15 protein-coding genes are annotated in these 16,266 nt (G+C 57.5%); 10 read left to right on the top strand and 5 right to left on the bottom strand.

What is annotated here, in order from left to right; all coding sequences use genetic code 11:
* Positions 1 to 3: 3 nt before the first annotated feature.
* Both ED236_RS03220 and hflX read left to right on the top strand, forming a co-directional pair.
* Positions 4 to 1,227, top strand: a complete 1,224-nt coding sequence (locus ED236_RS03220; protein WP_123236611.1) for a PepSY-associated TM helix domain-containing protein — start codon at positions 4 to 6, stop codon at positions 1,225 to 1,227.
* Between the two features lie 202 nt (positions 1,228 to 1,429).
* A complete protein-coding gene (gene hflX, locus ED236_RS03215) occupies positions 1,430 to 2,776 on the top strand; it encodes a GTPase HflX (protein WP_123236465.1) in 1,347 nt (448 codons plus the stop codon).
* A 13-nt stretch (positions 2,777 to 2,789) separates the two neighbouring features.
* Here hflX and ED236_RS03210 read toward each other — a convergent pair whose 3' ends face one another.
* The 3 genes from ED236_RS03210 to ED236_RS03200 form a co-directional block, all read right to left on the bottom strand.
* On the bottom strand, positions 2,790 to 3,206 hold the full coding sequence (locus ED236_RS03210) for a HipA N-terminal domain-containing protein (RefSeq protein WP_123236464.1): 417 nt from the start codon (positions 3,204 to 3,206) through the stop codon (positions 2,790 to 2,792).
* Positions 3,193 to 3,408: a hypothetical protein gene (locus ED236_RS03205; RefSeq protein ID WP_123236463.1), complete on the bottom strand. Its 216-nt coding sequence runs from the start codon at positions 3,406 to 3,408 to the stop codon at positions 3,193 to 3,195. The genes ED236_RS03210 and ED236_RS03205 overlap by 14 nt, the downstream gene beginning before the upstream one ends.
* A gap of 382 nt (positions 3,409 to 3,790) precedes the next feature.
* Positions 3,791 to 4,642: a transglutaminase-like domain-containing protein gene (locus tag ED236_RS03200; protein WP_240032004.1), complete on the bottom strand. Its 852-nt coding sequence runs from the start codon at positions 4,640 to 4,642 to the stop codon at positions 3,791 to 3,793.
* A gap of 654 nt (positions 4,643 to 5,296) precedes the next feature.
* Between ED236_RS03200 and ED236_RS03195 the strand changes: the two genes are divergently transcribed.
* The 7 genes from ED236_RS03195 (at position 5,297) to ED236_RS03170 (ending at position 11,518) form a co-directional block, all read left to right on the top strand.
* Positions 5,297 to 5,734, top strand: a complete 438-nt coding sequence (locus ED236_RS03195; protein WP_123236461.1) for a TIR domain-containing protein — start codon at positions 5,297 to 5,299, stop codon at positions 5,732 to 5,734.
* Between the two features lies 1 nt (position 5,735).
* A complete protein-coding gene (locus tag ED236_RS03190; protein ID WP_123236460.1) occupies positions 5,736 to 6,707 on the top strand; it encodes a caspase family protein in 972 nt (323 codons plus the stop codon).
* Between the two features lie 129 nt (positions 6,708 to 6,836).
* On the top strand, positions 6,837 to 7,088 hold the full coding sequence (locus tag ED236_RS12355; protein ID WP_148042240.1) for a hypothetical protein: 252 nt from the start codon (positions 6,837 to 6,839) through the stop codon (positions 7,086 to 7,088).
* A 16-nt stretch (positions 7,089 to 7,104) separates the two neighbouring features.
* Positions 7,105 to 7,524: a hypothetical protein gene (locus tag ED236_RS03185; protein ID WP_123236459.1), complete on the top strand. Its 420-nt coding sequence runs from the start codon at positions 7,105 to 7,107 to the stop codon at positions 7,522 to 7,524.
* Positions 7,525 to 7,577: 53 nt separating this feature from the next.
* Complete coding sequence (locus ED236_RS03180) at positions 7,578 to 8,246, top strand: DUF4145 domain-containing protein (protein WP_123236458.1); 669 nt, start codon at positions 7,578 to 7,580, stop codon at positions 8,244 to 8,246.
* Between the two features lie 324 nt (positions 8,247 to 8,570).
* Entirely contained in the window at positions 8,571 to 9,056 is a 486-nt protein-coding gene (locus tag ED236_RS03175; protein ID WP_123236457.1) for a hypothetical protein, read from the top strand.
* A gap of 614 nt (positions 9,057 to 9,670) precedes the next feature.
* Entirely contained in the window at positions 9,671 to 11,518 is a 1,848-nt protein-coding gene (locus ED236_RS03170; RefSeq protein WP_123236456.1) for an ABC transporter ATP-binding protein, read from the top strand.
* Between the two features lie 141 nt (positions 11,519 to 11,659).
* Here ED236_RS03170 and ED236_RS03165 read toward each other — a convergent pair whose 3' ends face one another.
* Both ED236_RS03165 and ED236_RS03160 read right to left on the bottom strand, forming a co-directional pair.
* The gene (locus tag ED236_RS03165; protein ID WP_123236455.1) at positions 11,660 to 12,691 is read right to left on the bottom strand and encodes a S1 family peptidase; all 1,032 of its coding nucleotides are present in this window, start codon (positions 12,689 to 12,691) and stop codon (positions 11,660 to 11,662) included.
* A gap of 96 nt (positions 12,692 to 12,787) precedes the next feature.
* Positions 12,788 to 13,369, bottom strand: coding sequence for a YqiA/YcfP family alpha/beta fold hydrolase (locus tag ED236_RS03160; RefSeq protein ID WP_240032003.1), 582 nt, complete (start codon positions 13,367 to 13,369; stop codon positions 12,788 to 12,790).
* Between the two features lie 113 nt (positions 13,370 to 13,482).
* Here ED236_RS03160 and ppc point away from each other — a divergent pair, with 113 nt between their 5' ends.
* On the top strand, positions 13,483 to 16,254 hold the full coding sequence (gene ppc / locus ED236_RS03155) for a phosphoenolpyruvate carboxylase (protein WP_123236453.1): 2,772 nt from the start codon (positions 13,483 to 13,485) through the stop codon (positions 16,252 to 16,254).
* The last annotated feature ends 12 nt before the right edge of the window (positions 16,255 to 16,266 follow it).

The following is a 16,266-nucleotide window of genomic DNA, read 5'->3' as shown; positions in this document are numbered from 1 at the left end:
GCCATGCGTAATGTCTTCGTCATACTGCATCGCTGGCTGGGCCTGACCACGGCCGTGTTCCTGTTCGTGGCCGGGCTGACCGGTGCCATCATCTCCTGGGACCATGAGCTGGATGAGTGGCTGAACCCGGACCTGTTCCATGCGCGCAGCGCCGCCAGCAGCACACCGCAATCGGCGTTCGCGCTGGCCCGGCAGGTGGAAGCGCGCGACCCGCGCATGCTGGTGACCTATCTGCCCTTGCTGCACGAGCCCGGTCACACCACCGGCATGATGGTCAAGCCCAGGATAGACCCGGCCAACGGCAAAGCCTACACGGTGGACTACAACCAGGTGGCGCTGGACCCGGTGACTGCCGAGGAGCAGGGCCGCCGCATGTGGGGCGAGGTGTCGCTGTCGCGCGAGAACCTGCTGCCCTTCCTGTACAAGCTGCATTACAGCCTGCACATCCCGGATGGCTTCGGCATCGAGTTGGGCATTCTGATCTTTGGCATCGTCGGCATCCTGTGGGTGATCGACAGCTTCGTCGCGCTGTGGATCTCGTTCCCCAGCTTTGCCAGCTGGCGCAAGTCCTTCGCGTTCCGCTGGGGGCAGGGCAGCCGCAAGGTCACCTTCGATCTGCATCGCTCGGGTGGCGTGTGGGTGTGGGCGCTGCTGCTCATCGTGGCGGTCACCTCGGTGTCCATGAACCTGAATTTTCAGGTGATGCGGCCTATCGTCTCGCTGTTCTCCGAGCTGACCCCCAGCCCCTTCCTGGTGCGTGCCCCGCAAGCGCCTGATCTGCCCTATCAGCCCGGTGTGAGTCGTGAGCAGGTCGTGCAGCTGGCCCGCGCCGAAGCCAGCAAGCGCGGCTGGACCGACCCGGCCGGGGCCGTGTTCTATTCCACCGAAGTGGGCGTATACGGCGTGGGCTTTTTCCAGCCCGGCAACGACCACGGCGACGGCGGACTGGGCAACCCCTGGCTGTATTTTGACGGGCCGGACGGGCGCTATCTGGGCGACAACGTGCCGGGCACCGGCACGGCGGGCGATATTTTCATGCAGGCCCAGTTCCCGCTGCATTCCGGCCGCATCCTTGGCTTGCCCGGTCGCATCCTGATCTCGGCCATGGGGCTGATGGTGGCCATGCTGTCACTGACCGGCGTGCTGATCTGGTTGCGCAAGCGCCAGAGTCGCCGCATGGTCGCCGCACAGACCAGGCAGCCGCAAGCGGCCTTGTTGCAAAGCTAGGCGATTGCTCAGCCAGCTAGCTGGTCGGCTAGCTGGCAACGCCGCGCTGCATAGGTCTTCTGCAAGGCCAATCTATGTTTGCTCCAGGCATCACATTTCCTCTTCAGGCACCGCAATCCATCATTGCCAAGTGCTGTCATGCAGGCAGCGTGCGCATTTGCAGGTACTATCTGCCTTCGCTAATTCAATCCCTCCACGCTGAATGCAAATCGAAGATCAACAAGCCCCGCGTTACGCCGTTGTCGCGGCCGTACAACTGTCCGATGTGACGGATATCGAGTTCGAAGCCTCGCTCAACGAGCTGCGCGAGCTGGCCAAGACACTGGGCTATCAGGTGGTGCGTACTTTTGTGCAAAAGCGCTCCAGCTTCGACATGACCGCTTACCTGGGTGTGGGCAAACGGCAGGAGATCCGCGATTTTGTGAACCCGGAAGGCGAGGGGGAAGACGCGGACGAGATGACCCCCGACCCGGATGCACAGGAGATCGAGGCCCTGCTGGTGGACCACGAGATCTCGCCATCGCAGGCCCGTAATCTGGAAAAAGAAGTCGGCTGCGAGGTGATGGACCGCACCATGGTCATCCTGGAGATCTTCCACCGCAATGCCCGCTCCCGTGCGGCGCGCGCGCAGGTGGAGATCGCCCGCTTAGGCTATATGGCGCCACGTATGCGCGAAGCCGCCAAGCTGGCTGGCCCGCAAGGCCGTCAGCGCAGTGGCGCGGGTGGCCGTGGCGGTGGTGAATCGCATACCGAGCTGGACCGCCGCAAGATCCGTGACCGCATCGCCGAGCTGCAACAGGAGATCGTGGCCATGGACGCGGAGCGCAAGACCCAGCGTGCGCGCCGTCAGGACCGCCAAAGCCAGGCCAATGTCGCGCTGGTGGGCTATACCAACGCGGGCAAATCCACGCTGATGCGCGCCCTCACCGGCAGTGAGGTGCTGGTGGCCAACAAACTGTTCGCCACGCTGGATACCACCGTGCGCACCCTGCACCCGGAAAGCATGCCGCGCGTGCTGGTCAGCGACACGGTGGGTTTCATCAAGAACTTGCCGCACGGCCTGGTGGCCTCGTTCAAATCAACGCTGGATGAGGCGCTGGACGCCGCTTTGCTGCTGCATGTCATCGACGCCAGCGATCCGGGCTTCGAGCGCCAGCTGGAAGTCACCGACACCGTGCTGAACGAGATCGAAGCGCACGAAGTGCCGCGTATCCGCGTGTTCAACAAGATCGACCACGTGGGTGACGCAGCGGCTCAAGCCACATGCGAAGCGGCCCTGCGCGAAAAATACCCGGACTGTGTGGTGATGAGTGCGCGCCGCCCGGAGGAGGTCGCCAGGCTGCATCAGATCATCGTGGCCTTCTTCCAGCGCGACCTGATCGAAGCCGAGCTGTTCCTGCCCTGGTCCGCGCAGCAACTGCGCCGCGACATCTACGCCAACTGTCAGGTGCTGGAAGAAAGCGCCAGCGATGAAGGCGCACTGTTCCGTGTGCGCGCTGCGCCGGATGCGGTCATGCAGTTAAAGGAACAGGTCAGTCGGGTGGCGTGACCGCCAGACCGAATCAAGCAAGAATAGAGGCGGTGTCCGGCTTTTTAGAGCGGCTTACCGTAAGCGCACCCCATCTATCCATATTGCCTGCATGCATCAGATAATCAAACTCATGGGCATGGCTGCCCAGGTGATATTCGTGCTGCAGGATCAGCTTGCCCCAGGCGTCCGGGCTGATGTCGCGTAACACATCGGTCAGCCCCTTGTACCGGTAAGCCGGGTAGGGCACTGAATCGAGTCGTGGCAAATTGATCGGGTCTATCACCCAAGGGTAAGCCGCATCCAGATAAGACGGTGCGTAGACAAATTGTCCGACTGGTTTTTCTGGGCTGTCGGGCGTTTCGGGGCGCTCAAGCGTATACCTGCCTACGATCACCCAATCGCCATTATCCGGGCGCTGCAAATGCACATAGGCGCTAGAAGTAATCATCGGGCTCGCTGGCCTTTTTGTGGCGCACCCTGGCCTGCGAGCTTGCCATCAGCGCCTCTGTTGGGGTGGGGCACAGCGCATCCATCACCCCCAGGGCCAGCAGGGCATTGAGATAGGTCGATGCTTGTACAGTGGGCTCGCCACGCTCCATGCGTTGCAAGGTATCCAGGCTAATATTGAGGCGGTAGGCAAAGTCGCGCATGGGCAATTGCATCTGCTGCCGTTGTGCACGAATCACTTTAGCCCACTGTACCAAGCGCTGAATGACAGGCAGAGGGAAGGGCGTAACTTCAGGGTCTCGCCTAGGCATAATGCATACCGATAAATAAGTAATTACTGATTATATGTAATGTTTTATCGGTATGCAAATAACGGTGTGCATCGTGTTTGTCCATGCATGGTCGAGTTGGCATGTTGAGCTGGCATGTTGAGCTGGCATGTTGAGCTGGCATGTTGAGCTGGCATGTTGAGCTGGCATGTTGAGCTGGCATGTTGAGCTGGCATGTTGAGCTGGCATGTTGAGCTGGCATGTTGAGCTGGCACTAAAGACCAGCCCGGCAGCGTGCTGTTGGCCCACTCAGCCTCTAGCAGCTGCACAGCGCCTGTGCCGTGTGCGTCGGCATGTCGTAGCCATTGGCCGGGTCGTGGATGGGGTCAATCGTGATCTTGGGTGACCATGAATGGATGGCACCGAACACCGTGGCAAAGGCCACATCGGCGGCATCACGGCCGGTGCCCATGCGCACCAGCCCCATCGGGATGGAAACACCGCTAGGGTCGAACAGATACCAGCGGCCGCTCAGATACACCTCCACATAGGCATGAAAATCGCACGGCCCCAGTGCCGGGTCGGCACCATAATCGATGCCGGTGACAAAGCGCGCCGGGATATTCATGGCACGGCATAAAGCGATCAGCAGATGCGCAAAATCACGACATACACCGCGCTGCTCCAGCAAGGTGTCGGTGGCCGAGGTACTGCTGTTGGTGGTGCCGGATTGAAACGTGGTGCGCTCCAATATCCAGGCGATCATCGCCTGGACGCGGCTGAACCCGGGCGGCACATGGCCGAACGCCTGCAGCGCGAACTTGCCAAGCCGGTCGGACTGACAATAACGGCTGGGGTAGATATAGCGCATGATCTCCAGCGGCAGCTGCGCGATCGGCACTTCATGCAGCTGGCTCGGGTCCGCGATCGCATGCGTGATCTCCACCGTGGCCTCGTATTCTAGGCTGAGCGGCCCGGGCTGCGCATTCAGGCGCAGATAGCGGGTGCCGTAGAACGGGTCCACATACATTTCCTGATGCACATTCTGGCTGATGCTCAGGCGCTCGGTCACTATCCTCTGGCCGGCCGTTTCAGCGGCATGCACATTGAAAATAAAATCTGCCGGGCAGTTGAGCACCTCGTATTGCAGTCCGATGGAAAATTTCATGCCTATCATGACGATCTCGTTTCTGTGTGGTGGATGTGGATCGAATCGGCAGGGCAAGCACGCGCTTGCTCTGGTGAGGCAGTTGGGGCAACAGTTAAACAAGCAATAACAAGGCCGCGCGGGGCGGGGTGGGGTGCTACTTTAGGAAAGAGAGGCGATGCCTGACTGCAGTGTGCCATGAATCCCAGGCCGCACATGGATTACAGGCAAGAATTCAACGTGGAAGTGCTAGGTTTGGCGAATGCCAGGGAAAAGCGGTCACCCAGCTTGCCTAAGTGCGGGGTTTGTACGTCGATGATGTGCGCCGCCTGAATCAGGCAGTTACATGCTCAACCCCTAACTTTCGGGGGTGTTACATCGGGATGTAACTGATGTATTGTTTAACCCATTAAGGCTATGTTTGATTTGTGCGCGGACGGTCGTGTTCTTGCTGACAAAACACCTGATCGGCTAGTTGGAAGGTGGATGTTGTACTGGTGTATTTGCTATGTTGATATGCCCGTATGTGGGGCATATCAACATAGCAAATACACCACCTTTGTGGTGGCGCTGGACAGCTGTGCCCGGCTGCGGGTATGCACGCGTTCCCGAGCTGGACACACATAACACAATATAGGTCTTGCTTAAGGTAAGCGACGCAAGGGAGAGCAGAAGATGAGTCTGCACCAAGTCCATGTATTTATTAGTCACTCCTGGAAGTACTCCGAGGTCTACGACAAGCTAGAGGAATGGCTATTCTCTGAGTACTTTCAGTTCGGACAGGCAAAGATTGATTTTCGAAACTACTCCGTTCCAAAGCATGATCCGATCCACAATGCCGCAAATGCCGACGAACTCCGTGAGGCCATTTACAAACAGATCGCTATGTCCCACGTCGTGGTAATTCCGACCGGAATGTACACAACTCACAGCAAATGGATACAGCAAGAGATTGATGGTGCCAACTACTACGGAAAACCTATCCTTGCTGTGAACCCAAGAGGACAAGAGAGAGCCTCAGGCATAGTCGTAGATAACAGTAAGAAGCAGGTAGGCTGGAATACTTTAAGTGTCGCCCAAAGCGTCTGGGACTTGTACTACGAAAGGATCTGAAGTGAGAAAGGCGCTAGTTGTCGGCATCAACTACTACCCAGGCGCAGGATCACTTTACGGCTGCGTGAACGACGCCTATGCAGTAAATCAAGTTCTACTTCGTCATATGGACGGTGCTTTGAACTTTGACGTTCAACTTCACACATCCGTCGACTCAGCTTCCGCAATCAGTCGTAGGCAACTCAAGGACTTGGTGATTGCTCTCTTTGCAGACGACCCAGAGATCGCACTCCTATACTTTGCTGGTCACGGACACGTGGAAGATTCCGGCGGATACTTGGTCACCTCTGACTGCGATGATCCGGACGCTGGACTTCCATTGGATGAGCTATTGACCATCGCAAATGAGTCTAAGGCCAAGAACAAGGTCCTTGTTCTCGACAGCTGCTACTCTGGCGCCGCCGGTTCTCCAAAGTCGTTGGGTGAAAAGGCTCTACTCAGCGAAGGCCTAACAATCCTTACGGCATCGAGCAAGGATCAATACGCGACAGAGGAGAATGGATCGGGTGTTTTCACGAAACTCTTTGTGGATGCTCTGAACGGCGGGGCGGCGAACCTAACAGGAGAAATCACACCCGGCGGCATCTACGCTCACATAGATCAGTCGTTGTCGGCTTGGGAGCAGCGGCCAATCTTCAAAACCAACGTCAAACGCTTCTGCTCAATCCGAAGAGTAACACCGCCTATCTCGCTTGACGACTTGAGACAGATCGCGATCTTGTTCAAGAACCCAATCGATGAGTTTCCACTCGATCCTAGCTTTGAACCACAGCCGCCCGCACCGAACCATGGCATAGCCCCGGACCCCGAGAACAATCGCAAGTTTGCTCTTCTCCAGAAGCTCAACCGCCTGAATCTTGTCAAGCCGGTAGGTGAAGATCACATGTACTTCGCAGCGATGAACTCGAAGTCCTGTCGTTTGACTGTGCTGGGCGAGCACTATTGGAAATTGGTAACCAAGGGTCGCATTTAGGCACGGCTGATACCTAACCCATTGCTCAAGCCTGCTTCCGCGGGTAGCTAAACTTGAACGTTATGCCCCATCTCTGCGCGCCCAGATGGATATGGGGTAAATCTCTGTTGGGCACCCACAGGAGGGTTTATGAAACCTATATCAATCTTTGTAATTCTCGCTTGCGCATCGCTTGCAACTGGATGCGCCTCGAACGCTGCAATAAAGGCTTACGCAACAGTAGCAGAGGAGCACGCATCGGTAATGAAAGTCACTTTTGATCGCTGCTTGAGTGAGAAAAACGATCAAGTGAAAGATGCCGCTTGTAATGCCGTCAAGTCCTCAATTGAGGCGTATCGGCAGTCAGCAACCGAACTAAAAGAAATTAAATCAACGAATTAATTCTTTGGAGACTGTTATGAGCGCAGTTGAAGTAATTGAAAATTTGATAAAGATTGGGACCATCGCCGCTGACGCAGCAGAAAAAAACAAGAAGGACGGAAAGTTCGATTACGTTGGGTTTTTCTCCAGCGCAGCCCCCGCTGACATAGCCAGTGCCGTCAACACAATACTAAGCTCCCTCAAGACAGACGATCTAGAAGCCGCGAAAAATTCAGTTGAGAAAAAACAAAAGGATCTTCTGGCTGGAAAACAATTACATGAGCTAAGCACAGAAAAGATAGTTCAATACTCTTCACTCACTGATACGAAGTTAACACTTCAGACCGCTATACTTAAGCGGAGGGTTGAAGGAGATTTTTTCACTTGGCTAGTGGATGGCGGAGGGCTTTCCAGCATTATCAAAGTAGCAAAAGTTGTCGTTCCGTTGCTTGTATAGTAAGTGGGGCATAACCCATTTCCCCAAAGTACGTTATGTACAATAGGTGAGTCATGAAAGTTGAAGTTGGAAAATCCGTAAATGAGAAAGTCGACGTCGATTGCCGCGATTGCAGGCGCGCAACGAAGCATCTTGTTCTGGCATCCGTGGATCTAAATGGCAGTGAGCCAATGGGATCTGATGACTACTATCACTGGACTTCGGTCCTGCAGACGGTGCAATGCCAAGGGTGCGAAGCCGTTTCGTTTCGGAGGGTCGATTCGAATTCCGAAGACTACGTTCAGATTAGTGAAGACGAGTACGAGCACGCGAGGGTTGTCTACATATTTCCTAATCCAAATGAGGGAAGACCAAAGTTGGTGGATGCATATCTTCTACCGGATCAAACCGCTCGCATCTATGCCGAGACGATGAAGGCATTGAATGCGGGACAACCGGTGCTATGTGGTGTTGGCGTTCGAGCGCTCATCGAAACCGTCTGTAAGGATAAGAAGGCAAAAGGCCATGACCTGTACTCTCAAATCAACGATTTGGTATCGCAGGGCGTCTTAACTAAAGATGGTGCGGACATCCTCCACAAGGTCAGAACACTCGGAAACGATGCCGCCCATGAAGTCAAGCCGCATTCTGACGAGCAGTTAGGACTGGCTATGGACGTCGTTGAACACCTGCTTCAAGGCGTGTACATCTTGCCCGTGCACGCGAACAAGACATTCAAGTGAAGGTGGCCGTAGTGTCTAACCATCAGTTTCACCCGACGTGCCGGCCTCTGCGACTTCGCCGCTCCAGCCAAGCCGCGGGTGAACTGCAGCGTTGGGCACAATGAGAATTTTCAGCGAGCTTTCGTGAAAATAATAGAGGCAGACACGATATTCAGAGAAACAACGCAACCTTAATATCGTGTCTGCCCCTATTATTAGATTTCAACAAAAAAACCTGAATGGCAAGTATTAGCAGAGCGCAACGGTTGGGCTCCAAAATCAGCCGTTGTGTACATCTAGCCTACCCATCATTCACTAGGCGTTATGCCACACAAGCGGGTGCCCATGTTTAATCTCCAAGACAAAAAACGTAGCGCCTACTGCGCAGACGATCTCATGAAACTTGAAGCAAGTCTCAATGACTACTGGGACAAATCGCGGGTGCTTGAGTCGGAGAGAATCGTAGACCTTGAAAAACATCTCTGGCTGGCGAATGGCGCTGCAGCTACGGCATCCGTCGGTTTTATTCAGGCCAAAGCTGTAGTTTCACTTTGGCAGTACGTAGGCGCTTGGGCATTTGTCTCAGCGATTCTGCTACTCATAATTTTGAAATACGTGTCCGCATTTAACTCATCCCGCGACCGATACCGATTCCAAGACGCCAAGTCACGCTTTGATGCGGAAGAAGATTCTGATCGGGTATTTCGTACTGTTCGCGACGCAATGTTCCATGTTCTCGCTCGCTCCTATCACGTCCTCCAGTGGGGCGCAGGAGCCGCTTTCATTGCGGGGTTAATCTTTACGTTAATCGGGGTGCGGTGTGCGGCATAACCCAGCAGTGCGCGCGGACGCTGCGCGATAAAACCGCGCAGCGCCTGTGACTTCTAGCTTGGGCTTGAAATGAAGCGAGGAATGAAATGGCAATTCACAAGAACCGAAGCACAAAAAAATCGAGCGTCGGCCTTAAAGAAAAGAAAAAAGAGCCGCCACTCTGTCATTACCCGGGGCAAGCCGATACAAGTTGCATTGCCTGCTCGTGCCCTGCTTACAGAGAAGATGCTTCTGATCCGGAGAAGCGCTGCCTAAACGCTAGGCCACTACAGCCTTGGAAACTATGCGGTCATCTTCCTAAGCAGCATAAGCCTCCAGGTTGCTAGTCATGAACCTTAAGCCAACCCAATCACACCAACAAGTTGTTCAAACGGATGAGCTCGATCCGCCGCTTAATTTAATAATAGGGTTAGACTGATCTTACCCACGTTTGATGGATCCCCTAAAACAAGCCGTAGCATCTCAATTAGCCCTCTCGTCACTACCGCCAACCTCCACTTATTTCCCTCTCGACCGCCTTACGGAAACATCCCGTTTCGCTGACGGTCCTATCTGTTTCCCGTGTTAGACCGGCTACAATCCGGTCTCGCCACTTCTCCCTTTCGGAGTTCTGCATGTTCGCCTGGTTTGAAAAGCTGCTGTACCCCTACCCTGATGATGACATTCCGCCGCCGCCCAAGCGCTTCTGGCCGTTCGTGTGGGCGTGTACGCAGGGGCTGCGCGGCCACATTGCGCTGATGACCTTGCTCACCGCGCTGATCGGCGCGTTCGAGGCGATGTTGTTCGCGCTGCTGGGCCGGGTGGTGGACTGGTTGAGCGATGTGCCGCCGGACCAGTTGTGGAGTGAGCATGGCAGCATGTTGTTGCTGATCTGCGGCATTCTGCTGGCCAGCCCGCTGGCGATCGGCTTGCAATCGCTGATCAAGCATCAGGCGCTGGCCGGTAATTTCCCCATGCGCATGCGCTGGAACTTTCACCGCCTGATGTTGCGCCAGAGCATGGATTTCTACCAGAACGAGTTCGCCGGGCGTGTGTCGGCCAAGGTGATGCAGACCTCGCTGGCGGTGCGTGATGTGTGGTTCATCATGGCGGATATTCTGGTGTTTGTGACCATCTATTTCGTCACGCTGGTGTTCATCGTCGGCAGTTTTGATCTGTGGATGTTGTTCCCCATCCTGGGCTGGCTGGTGTGTTACATCGCCTCCATGTGTTATTACGTGCCGCGCCTTGCCAAGGTGTCGCAGTCGCAGGCGGATGCGCGCTCGCTGATGACTGGCCGCATCACCGACGCTTATACCAACATCTCCACCGTGAAGCTGTTCTCGCACGCGGGCCGCGAGGCGGGTTATGCACGCTCGGCCATGCAGGAGTTTCTGGGCACCGTGCATGGGCAGATGCGGCTGGTGACCAGTGTGGAGGTGATCAACCACGTGCTCAATATGGTGCTGATCCTGAGCATCACCGGCATCGCCATCTGGTTGTGGAGCAAGGGTGAAGTGGGCGTGGGTGCGGTGGCGGCGGTGACGGCCATGGCGCTGCGCCTCAACGGCATTTCGCATTGGGTGATGTGGGAGATGACGTCGCTGTTCGAGCAGGTGGGTACGGTGCAGGACGGCATCAACACCTTGTCGCGGCCGCATAGCATCAACGACCACGCCGAAGCGCAGCCCTTGCAGGTGACGCAGGGGGAAGTGCGCTTCGAGCAGATCGACTTCTCCTACGGCAGCACGCGGCGCGTGATCGAGGATTTTGCGCTGACCATACGCCCCGGCGAGAAGATCGGCCTGGTGGGGCGTTCCGGTGCAGGTAAATCCACCATCGTCAATCTCTTGCTGCGCTTCTTTGATCTGGAGCAGGGCCGCATCCTCATCGACGGGCAGGACGTGGCCAGGGTCACGCAGAACAGCCTGCGCGCGCAGATCGGCATGGTCACGCAAGATACCTCGCTGCTGCACCGCTCGGTGCGCGAGAACATCCTGTATGGCCGGCCGGATGCCAGCGAGGAAGACATGATCGTGGCGGCCAAACATGCCGAGGCGCACGAATTCATCCTCACGCTGACCGACCCCAAGGGGCGCAGCGGCTACGATGCGCATGTGGGCGAACGTGGGGTGAAGCTGTCCGGTGGGCAGCGCCAGCGTATCGCCATCGCCCGCGTCATGCTCAAGGATGCGCCTATCTTGCTACTGGACGAGGCTACCAGTGCGCTGGATTCAGAAGTGGAAGCCGCCATCCAGACCAGCTTGTACCGCTTGATGGAAGGCAAGACCGTGATCGCCATCGCGCACCGCTTGTCCACCATTGCGGCCATGGACAGGCTGGTGGTGCTGGACCGTGGACGCATCGTGGAGCAGGGCGATCACGCTGCACTGCTGGCACAGAATGGCCTGTATGCGCGCTTGTGGAAGCATCAGAGTGGTGGCTTCCTGGCGGAAGACATCAGCGAAGAGCCTGGCAACTAGGGGCCTCGATACAAAAGCATGGCGGCCTGCTTTTGTATGATGGAGTAGTAATGTGGGGTGATGCTGCAGGGCGGACCGGGTTGGCCTTGCCAGGCTGGCTTGGCCGCTGGTTGGATCTTACAGCCAGGCTTTAGCGCAGGTTCAAGGCAGTGCGCTGATGCGTTTTTCCAGCGTTTCTGCTTCGTAGCTATCCAGTGGCTGCATCAACGCCGCCATGCGCAGTGCCTCGGCTTTGTCGCCATTGCTGAGTGCGATCTCCGCCAAACCGGACATGGCGTCCAGATGGCGCGGGTTCTGGGTGATCACGCTGGTGAAGGTGGTGCGTGCCTCGCTGAGCTTCTTCAAGCCACGCTGTGCGCTGCCCAGGTAGTACAGGGCGTCGATATTGGCGGGCTCCCTGGCGTGCCAGGTCTGGGCGATCTGCTCCACGGTGGCCCAGTCACGTTTCTGGAACGGGATCACTACCTGCATGAAGAACGGCCGCTCCTGCTCGGGCAGGCTCCAGAACGGCATATCCGTCGCCGTCAAGGTACGTATCTCCGGGGCATCCAGCAGCTTGCGTATCCATTCCACCGGCAGGTTGTAGAAATAACTGCCACGTCCCGGACTCTTGAAGGTGGTGATGCCAATCAGGTGCTTGTTCTGGTCGAACAGCGCACCACCACTGGAACCCAGTGCGAACGAGGCATCCGAGCGCAGAATCACGCTGCCGTCATAGGGGTAGAGTGCTTTGACGCTGCCGAACGAAGGTTGTGGCACCGGGTTGTCGCCGGGGTAGCTCAGCACGAACACGGGCTCCTCGTATTGCAGGCTGGCGGTATCGCGCAGCGGCATGGGCTTCATGGGCAGGCCGTCAAATTTCAGCAGGCACAGGTCGTGTTTCCAGTCCGCTTTCAGGGCTATGGGCGTGTAGGCTTGCTGCAGTTTGGTGATATTGGCCCCGTTGGCATTGGCCAGCACATGGCAGTTGGTGGCCACATGGTCACCCTCGATCACCACGCCGGAGCCAGTCCCAGTGCTGCCATCCGGAAAAGTCACCGTGACTTGCACCACAGAGGCGAACATGGCGAACAGTTCTTCCCGCGTGGGCTGTGCCTGGGCACTCAGGGACGGTAACAGCAGGGACAAGCTCAGGCTGGATAACATCAGTTTGGATGCTATCAGTTTGGACATTATAGGTTTTGAGGTCGGCAGGGTACGCATGGCAGGCTTTCGTGATCAGTCACACTGTGATTGTTTCAAACACAAAAAGATTCAACACAACATAGTTCATCGTGACGCACATGATGCACGTATCTCGGTGATGGCGATATCCAGCCGTGCAAAACGGTGATGGCCACCTGCGATGAGCCGCAACCTGGCACGCCCACTGAAATTATCCACGCTCTCCTGACAGGGGATGGTCTCGTCGCCCTGCTCGTGTAGCACGGTGCAATGCTGCATGGGGTCAAAGCGCGGGTGTGGGGCGACACGGTAAGTCGGGTACTGATCCAGATCTGCATCTGTCATCACGCCGGTCTCGCCGCTGTAGTAATGCGTCACCTTGCCTACGGCGTAACGCAGCGAGCGCTCCGGGTGCATGCACGGGTTGAGCAGCACACAGCGCAGCCCCAGACGGCTGGCGAACTGATAAGCCCAGAAGCCGCCCAGCGAAGAGCCGATCAGCAGCGGGTCGTCTGCCGCCTGGATCAGGGTGTCCAGCTGCAGGTAAGCCTGTTGTGGATGCCAGCTATCGTAATGGGCGACCTGCAGGCCAGGAAAGGCCATCTGCAGTTGCTGCGATTTCTCGCTTTGCGGGCCGGAGTTGAAGCCAGGCAGATAGATCAGTGCGTGCATGTGCGGTTCTCTCATGTGCGGTTCTGTTGCGACGATGGAGGCTTATCGCTAGTATGCGCCTGCCTGTTTTTGCGTGGTGCAGTTGTTGCTTGAGCATCACCATCTTTCACCAGCATAGATGATCCAGTATGAGCCATACCAGTGCCGCCCTAGAAAAGAAGCTCAAGGAAAACATCCGTTATCTGGGCCGTGTGCTCGGCGCCGCCATCAAGGCCAAGGATGGCGATGCAACCTTTGACGTGATCGAGGATATCCGCAAGCTGGCGGTACGCTTCCACCGCGACAACGACGCCGAGGCGTCCGCCGTGCTGGAAGCCAAGCTGATGCAGCTCAGCCCGGAGCAGACCATCGCCGTGGTACGCGCGTTCAGCTATTTCAAGCACCTGGTGAATATCGCCGAAGACCTCTACTCGCACGAACTCACACGTCTCAACGAGGATAATCTGGCGCCCGACATGCTCGCGCACTCGGTCCAGAAGATCGTGCACAGGGAACTGGCATTCAGCGAGGTGGATGCGTTTTTCCGCACCGCATTGGTGTCCCCGGTGCTGACCGCGCACCCCACCGAAGTGCAGCGCAAGACCATCCTCGATACCGAACGCATCCTGGCCGACCTGCTGGCCGAGCGTGGCGGGCTGGTGTCGCGCAAAGAGCTGGCGCGTAACCATCTGCTGATCGAGGGCGCGGTGCATGCCTTGTGGCAGACCCGCATCCTGCGCTTCTCCAAACTCACCGTGTACAACGAGATCGAGAATGCGCTGAGCTATTACCAATCCACTTTCCTCGATGTGATCCCCGAGTTGCTGCAGGATTTGGAAGGCGAGATCAACCAGCACTATGCCGGTACGCTGGACGCGCCTTATCAGTTGCCCGCCTTCTTGCAGATGGGCAGCTGGATAGGCGGTGACCGCGACGGCAACCCCTTTGTGGATGGCGACACCCTCAACGAGGCCATCCGTCTGCAATCCGGCACGGTGATGAACCACTACCGTAAAGAGCTGGACGCGCTGCGCCGCGAGTTGTCGCCTTCATCGCGGCTGGTGGAAGTGACGCCGGATGTACTGATGCTGGCCAAGGCCTCGCGCGACCAGTCGCCACACCGCCAGGACGAGTGCTACCGCCTGGCGCTGAACAGCATCTACGACCGTTTGTGCAGCACGGCGGCCAGCCTGCTGGGGCAGCCGGGTGAGTTGCCCGGCGCCTTGCCTTATGCCGATGCCGACGCGCTGCTGGCCGACCTCAATGTGATCAGCAGCTCGCTGCGCAGCCTGTGTGGCGATGCGCTGATCTACCCGCGTCTGGGCAAACTCACCAAAGCCATCGAGACCTTTGGGTTTCATCTGGCCACGGTGGATCTGCGGCAGTCGTCGGATGTGCACGAGAATGTGATCCGCGAGCTGTTCCACAAGGCGGGCTACGATTTCAATTACGCCACGCTGACCGAAGACGAAAAGATCCAGACCCTGCTCGACGAGCTGAAACAGCCGCGCCTGCTGTTCTCGCCGTTCCAGCAATATTCCGAACTGGTGCACACCGAGATCGGCGTGCTTAACAAGGCACGCGAGCTGCGGCGCACCTTCGGGCCGCGTGCGGTGCGGCAATACATCATCTCGCACACCGAGACCTTGTCCGACCTGCTGGAAGTGGCGCTGCTGCAGCGCGAAGCCGGCCTGCTGCGCGGTATCTGGGGTTCGCAGAAAGTGCAACTGGAGCTGAGCATCGTGCCGCTGTTCGAGACCATCGCCGATTTGCGCAACGCGCCGCTCATCATGGGGCAATGGCTGAGCTTGCTGGGCATACGCCACGTGCTACGCAATCAGGGTAACGAGCAGGAGATCATGCTGGGCTATTCGGACAGCAACAAGGACGGCGGTTTCCTGACCTCCAACTGGGAGCTTTACAAAGCCGAGATCTCGCTGGTGGAGCTGTTCAACCAGGCGCGCATCCGTTTGCGCCTGTTCCATGGCCGCGGTGGTACGGTAGGGCGCGGCGGTGGCCCGACCTATCAGGCTATCATGGCACAGCCGGATGGCACCGTGGATGGGCAGATCCGCCTGACCGAGCAAGGCGAGATCATCGCCAACAAGTATGCCGACCCCAAAGTGGGCAAGCAGCATCTGGAGACGCTGGTGGCGGCGACGCTGGACGCCAGCCTGTTCCCGCAGGACACGCTGGAGCCCAAGCGGCGGCGTAGCTACGAAGGCTTGATGGAAGACCTGTCCACCACCGCCATGAGCAGCTACCGCAGCCTGGTGTACGAGACGCCGGGCTTCGCTGAGTATTTCTTCAACGCCACGCCCATCTCGGAGATCGCCGAACTCAATATCGGTAGCCGCCCCTCGGCGCGCAAGGCCACCGGCCGCATCGAAGATCTGCGCGCCATTCCCTGGGGCTTTTCCTGGGGGCAATGCCGCTTGTTACTGCCGGGCTGGTATGGCCTGGGCAGCGCACTGCACCAGTATCTGAATGTGGAAGATGAAGAGCAGAAAGCCACACGCCTGCAGACCCTGCGCGACATGGCCAACGAGTGGCCGCTATTCAGTACGCTGATCGCCAATGTGGACATGGTGATGGCCAAGGTGGACATCGTGGTGGCACGGCGCTATGCGCAGCTGGTGGAGGACGAGGCGCTACGCGACAGCATCTTCGCCACCATAGAGCACGAGCATGCGCTGACCACGCAGGCGCTCAACCTCATCCTGCAGAGTGAGCAGCGTCTGGCGGCGCAGCCCATGCTGGCCAACTCCATCCGCAACCGCCTGCCGTATCTGGACCCGCTCAACCATTTGCAGGTGGAGCTGATCCGGCGCTACCGCCAGGGCGAGAACGCGCCCAAGATCAAGAACGGCATCCAGCTTTCCATCAACGGCATCGCTGCCGGCTTGCGTAATACCGGCTGACGCGCGCCTGCG

Source organism: Pseudomethylobacillus aquaticus (assembly GCF_003730115.1).
Classification (GTDB): Bacteria; Pseudomonadota; Gammaproteobacteria; order Burkholderiales; family Methylophilaceae; genus Pseudomethylobacillus; species Pseudomethylobacillus aquaticus.
This window is presented reverse-complemented; position numbering and strand designations above follow the sequence as displayed.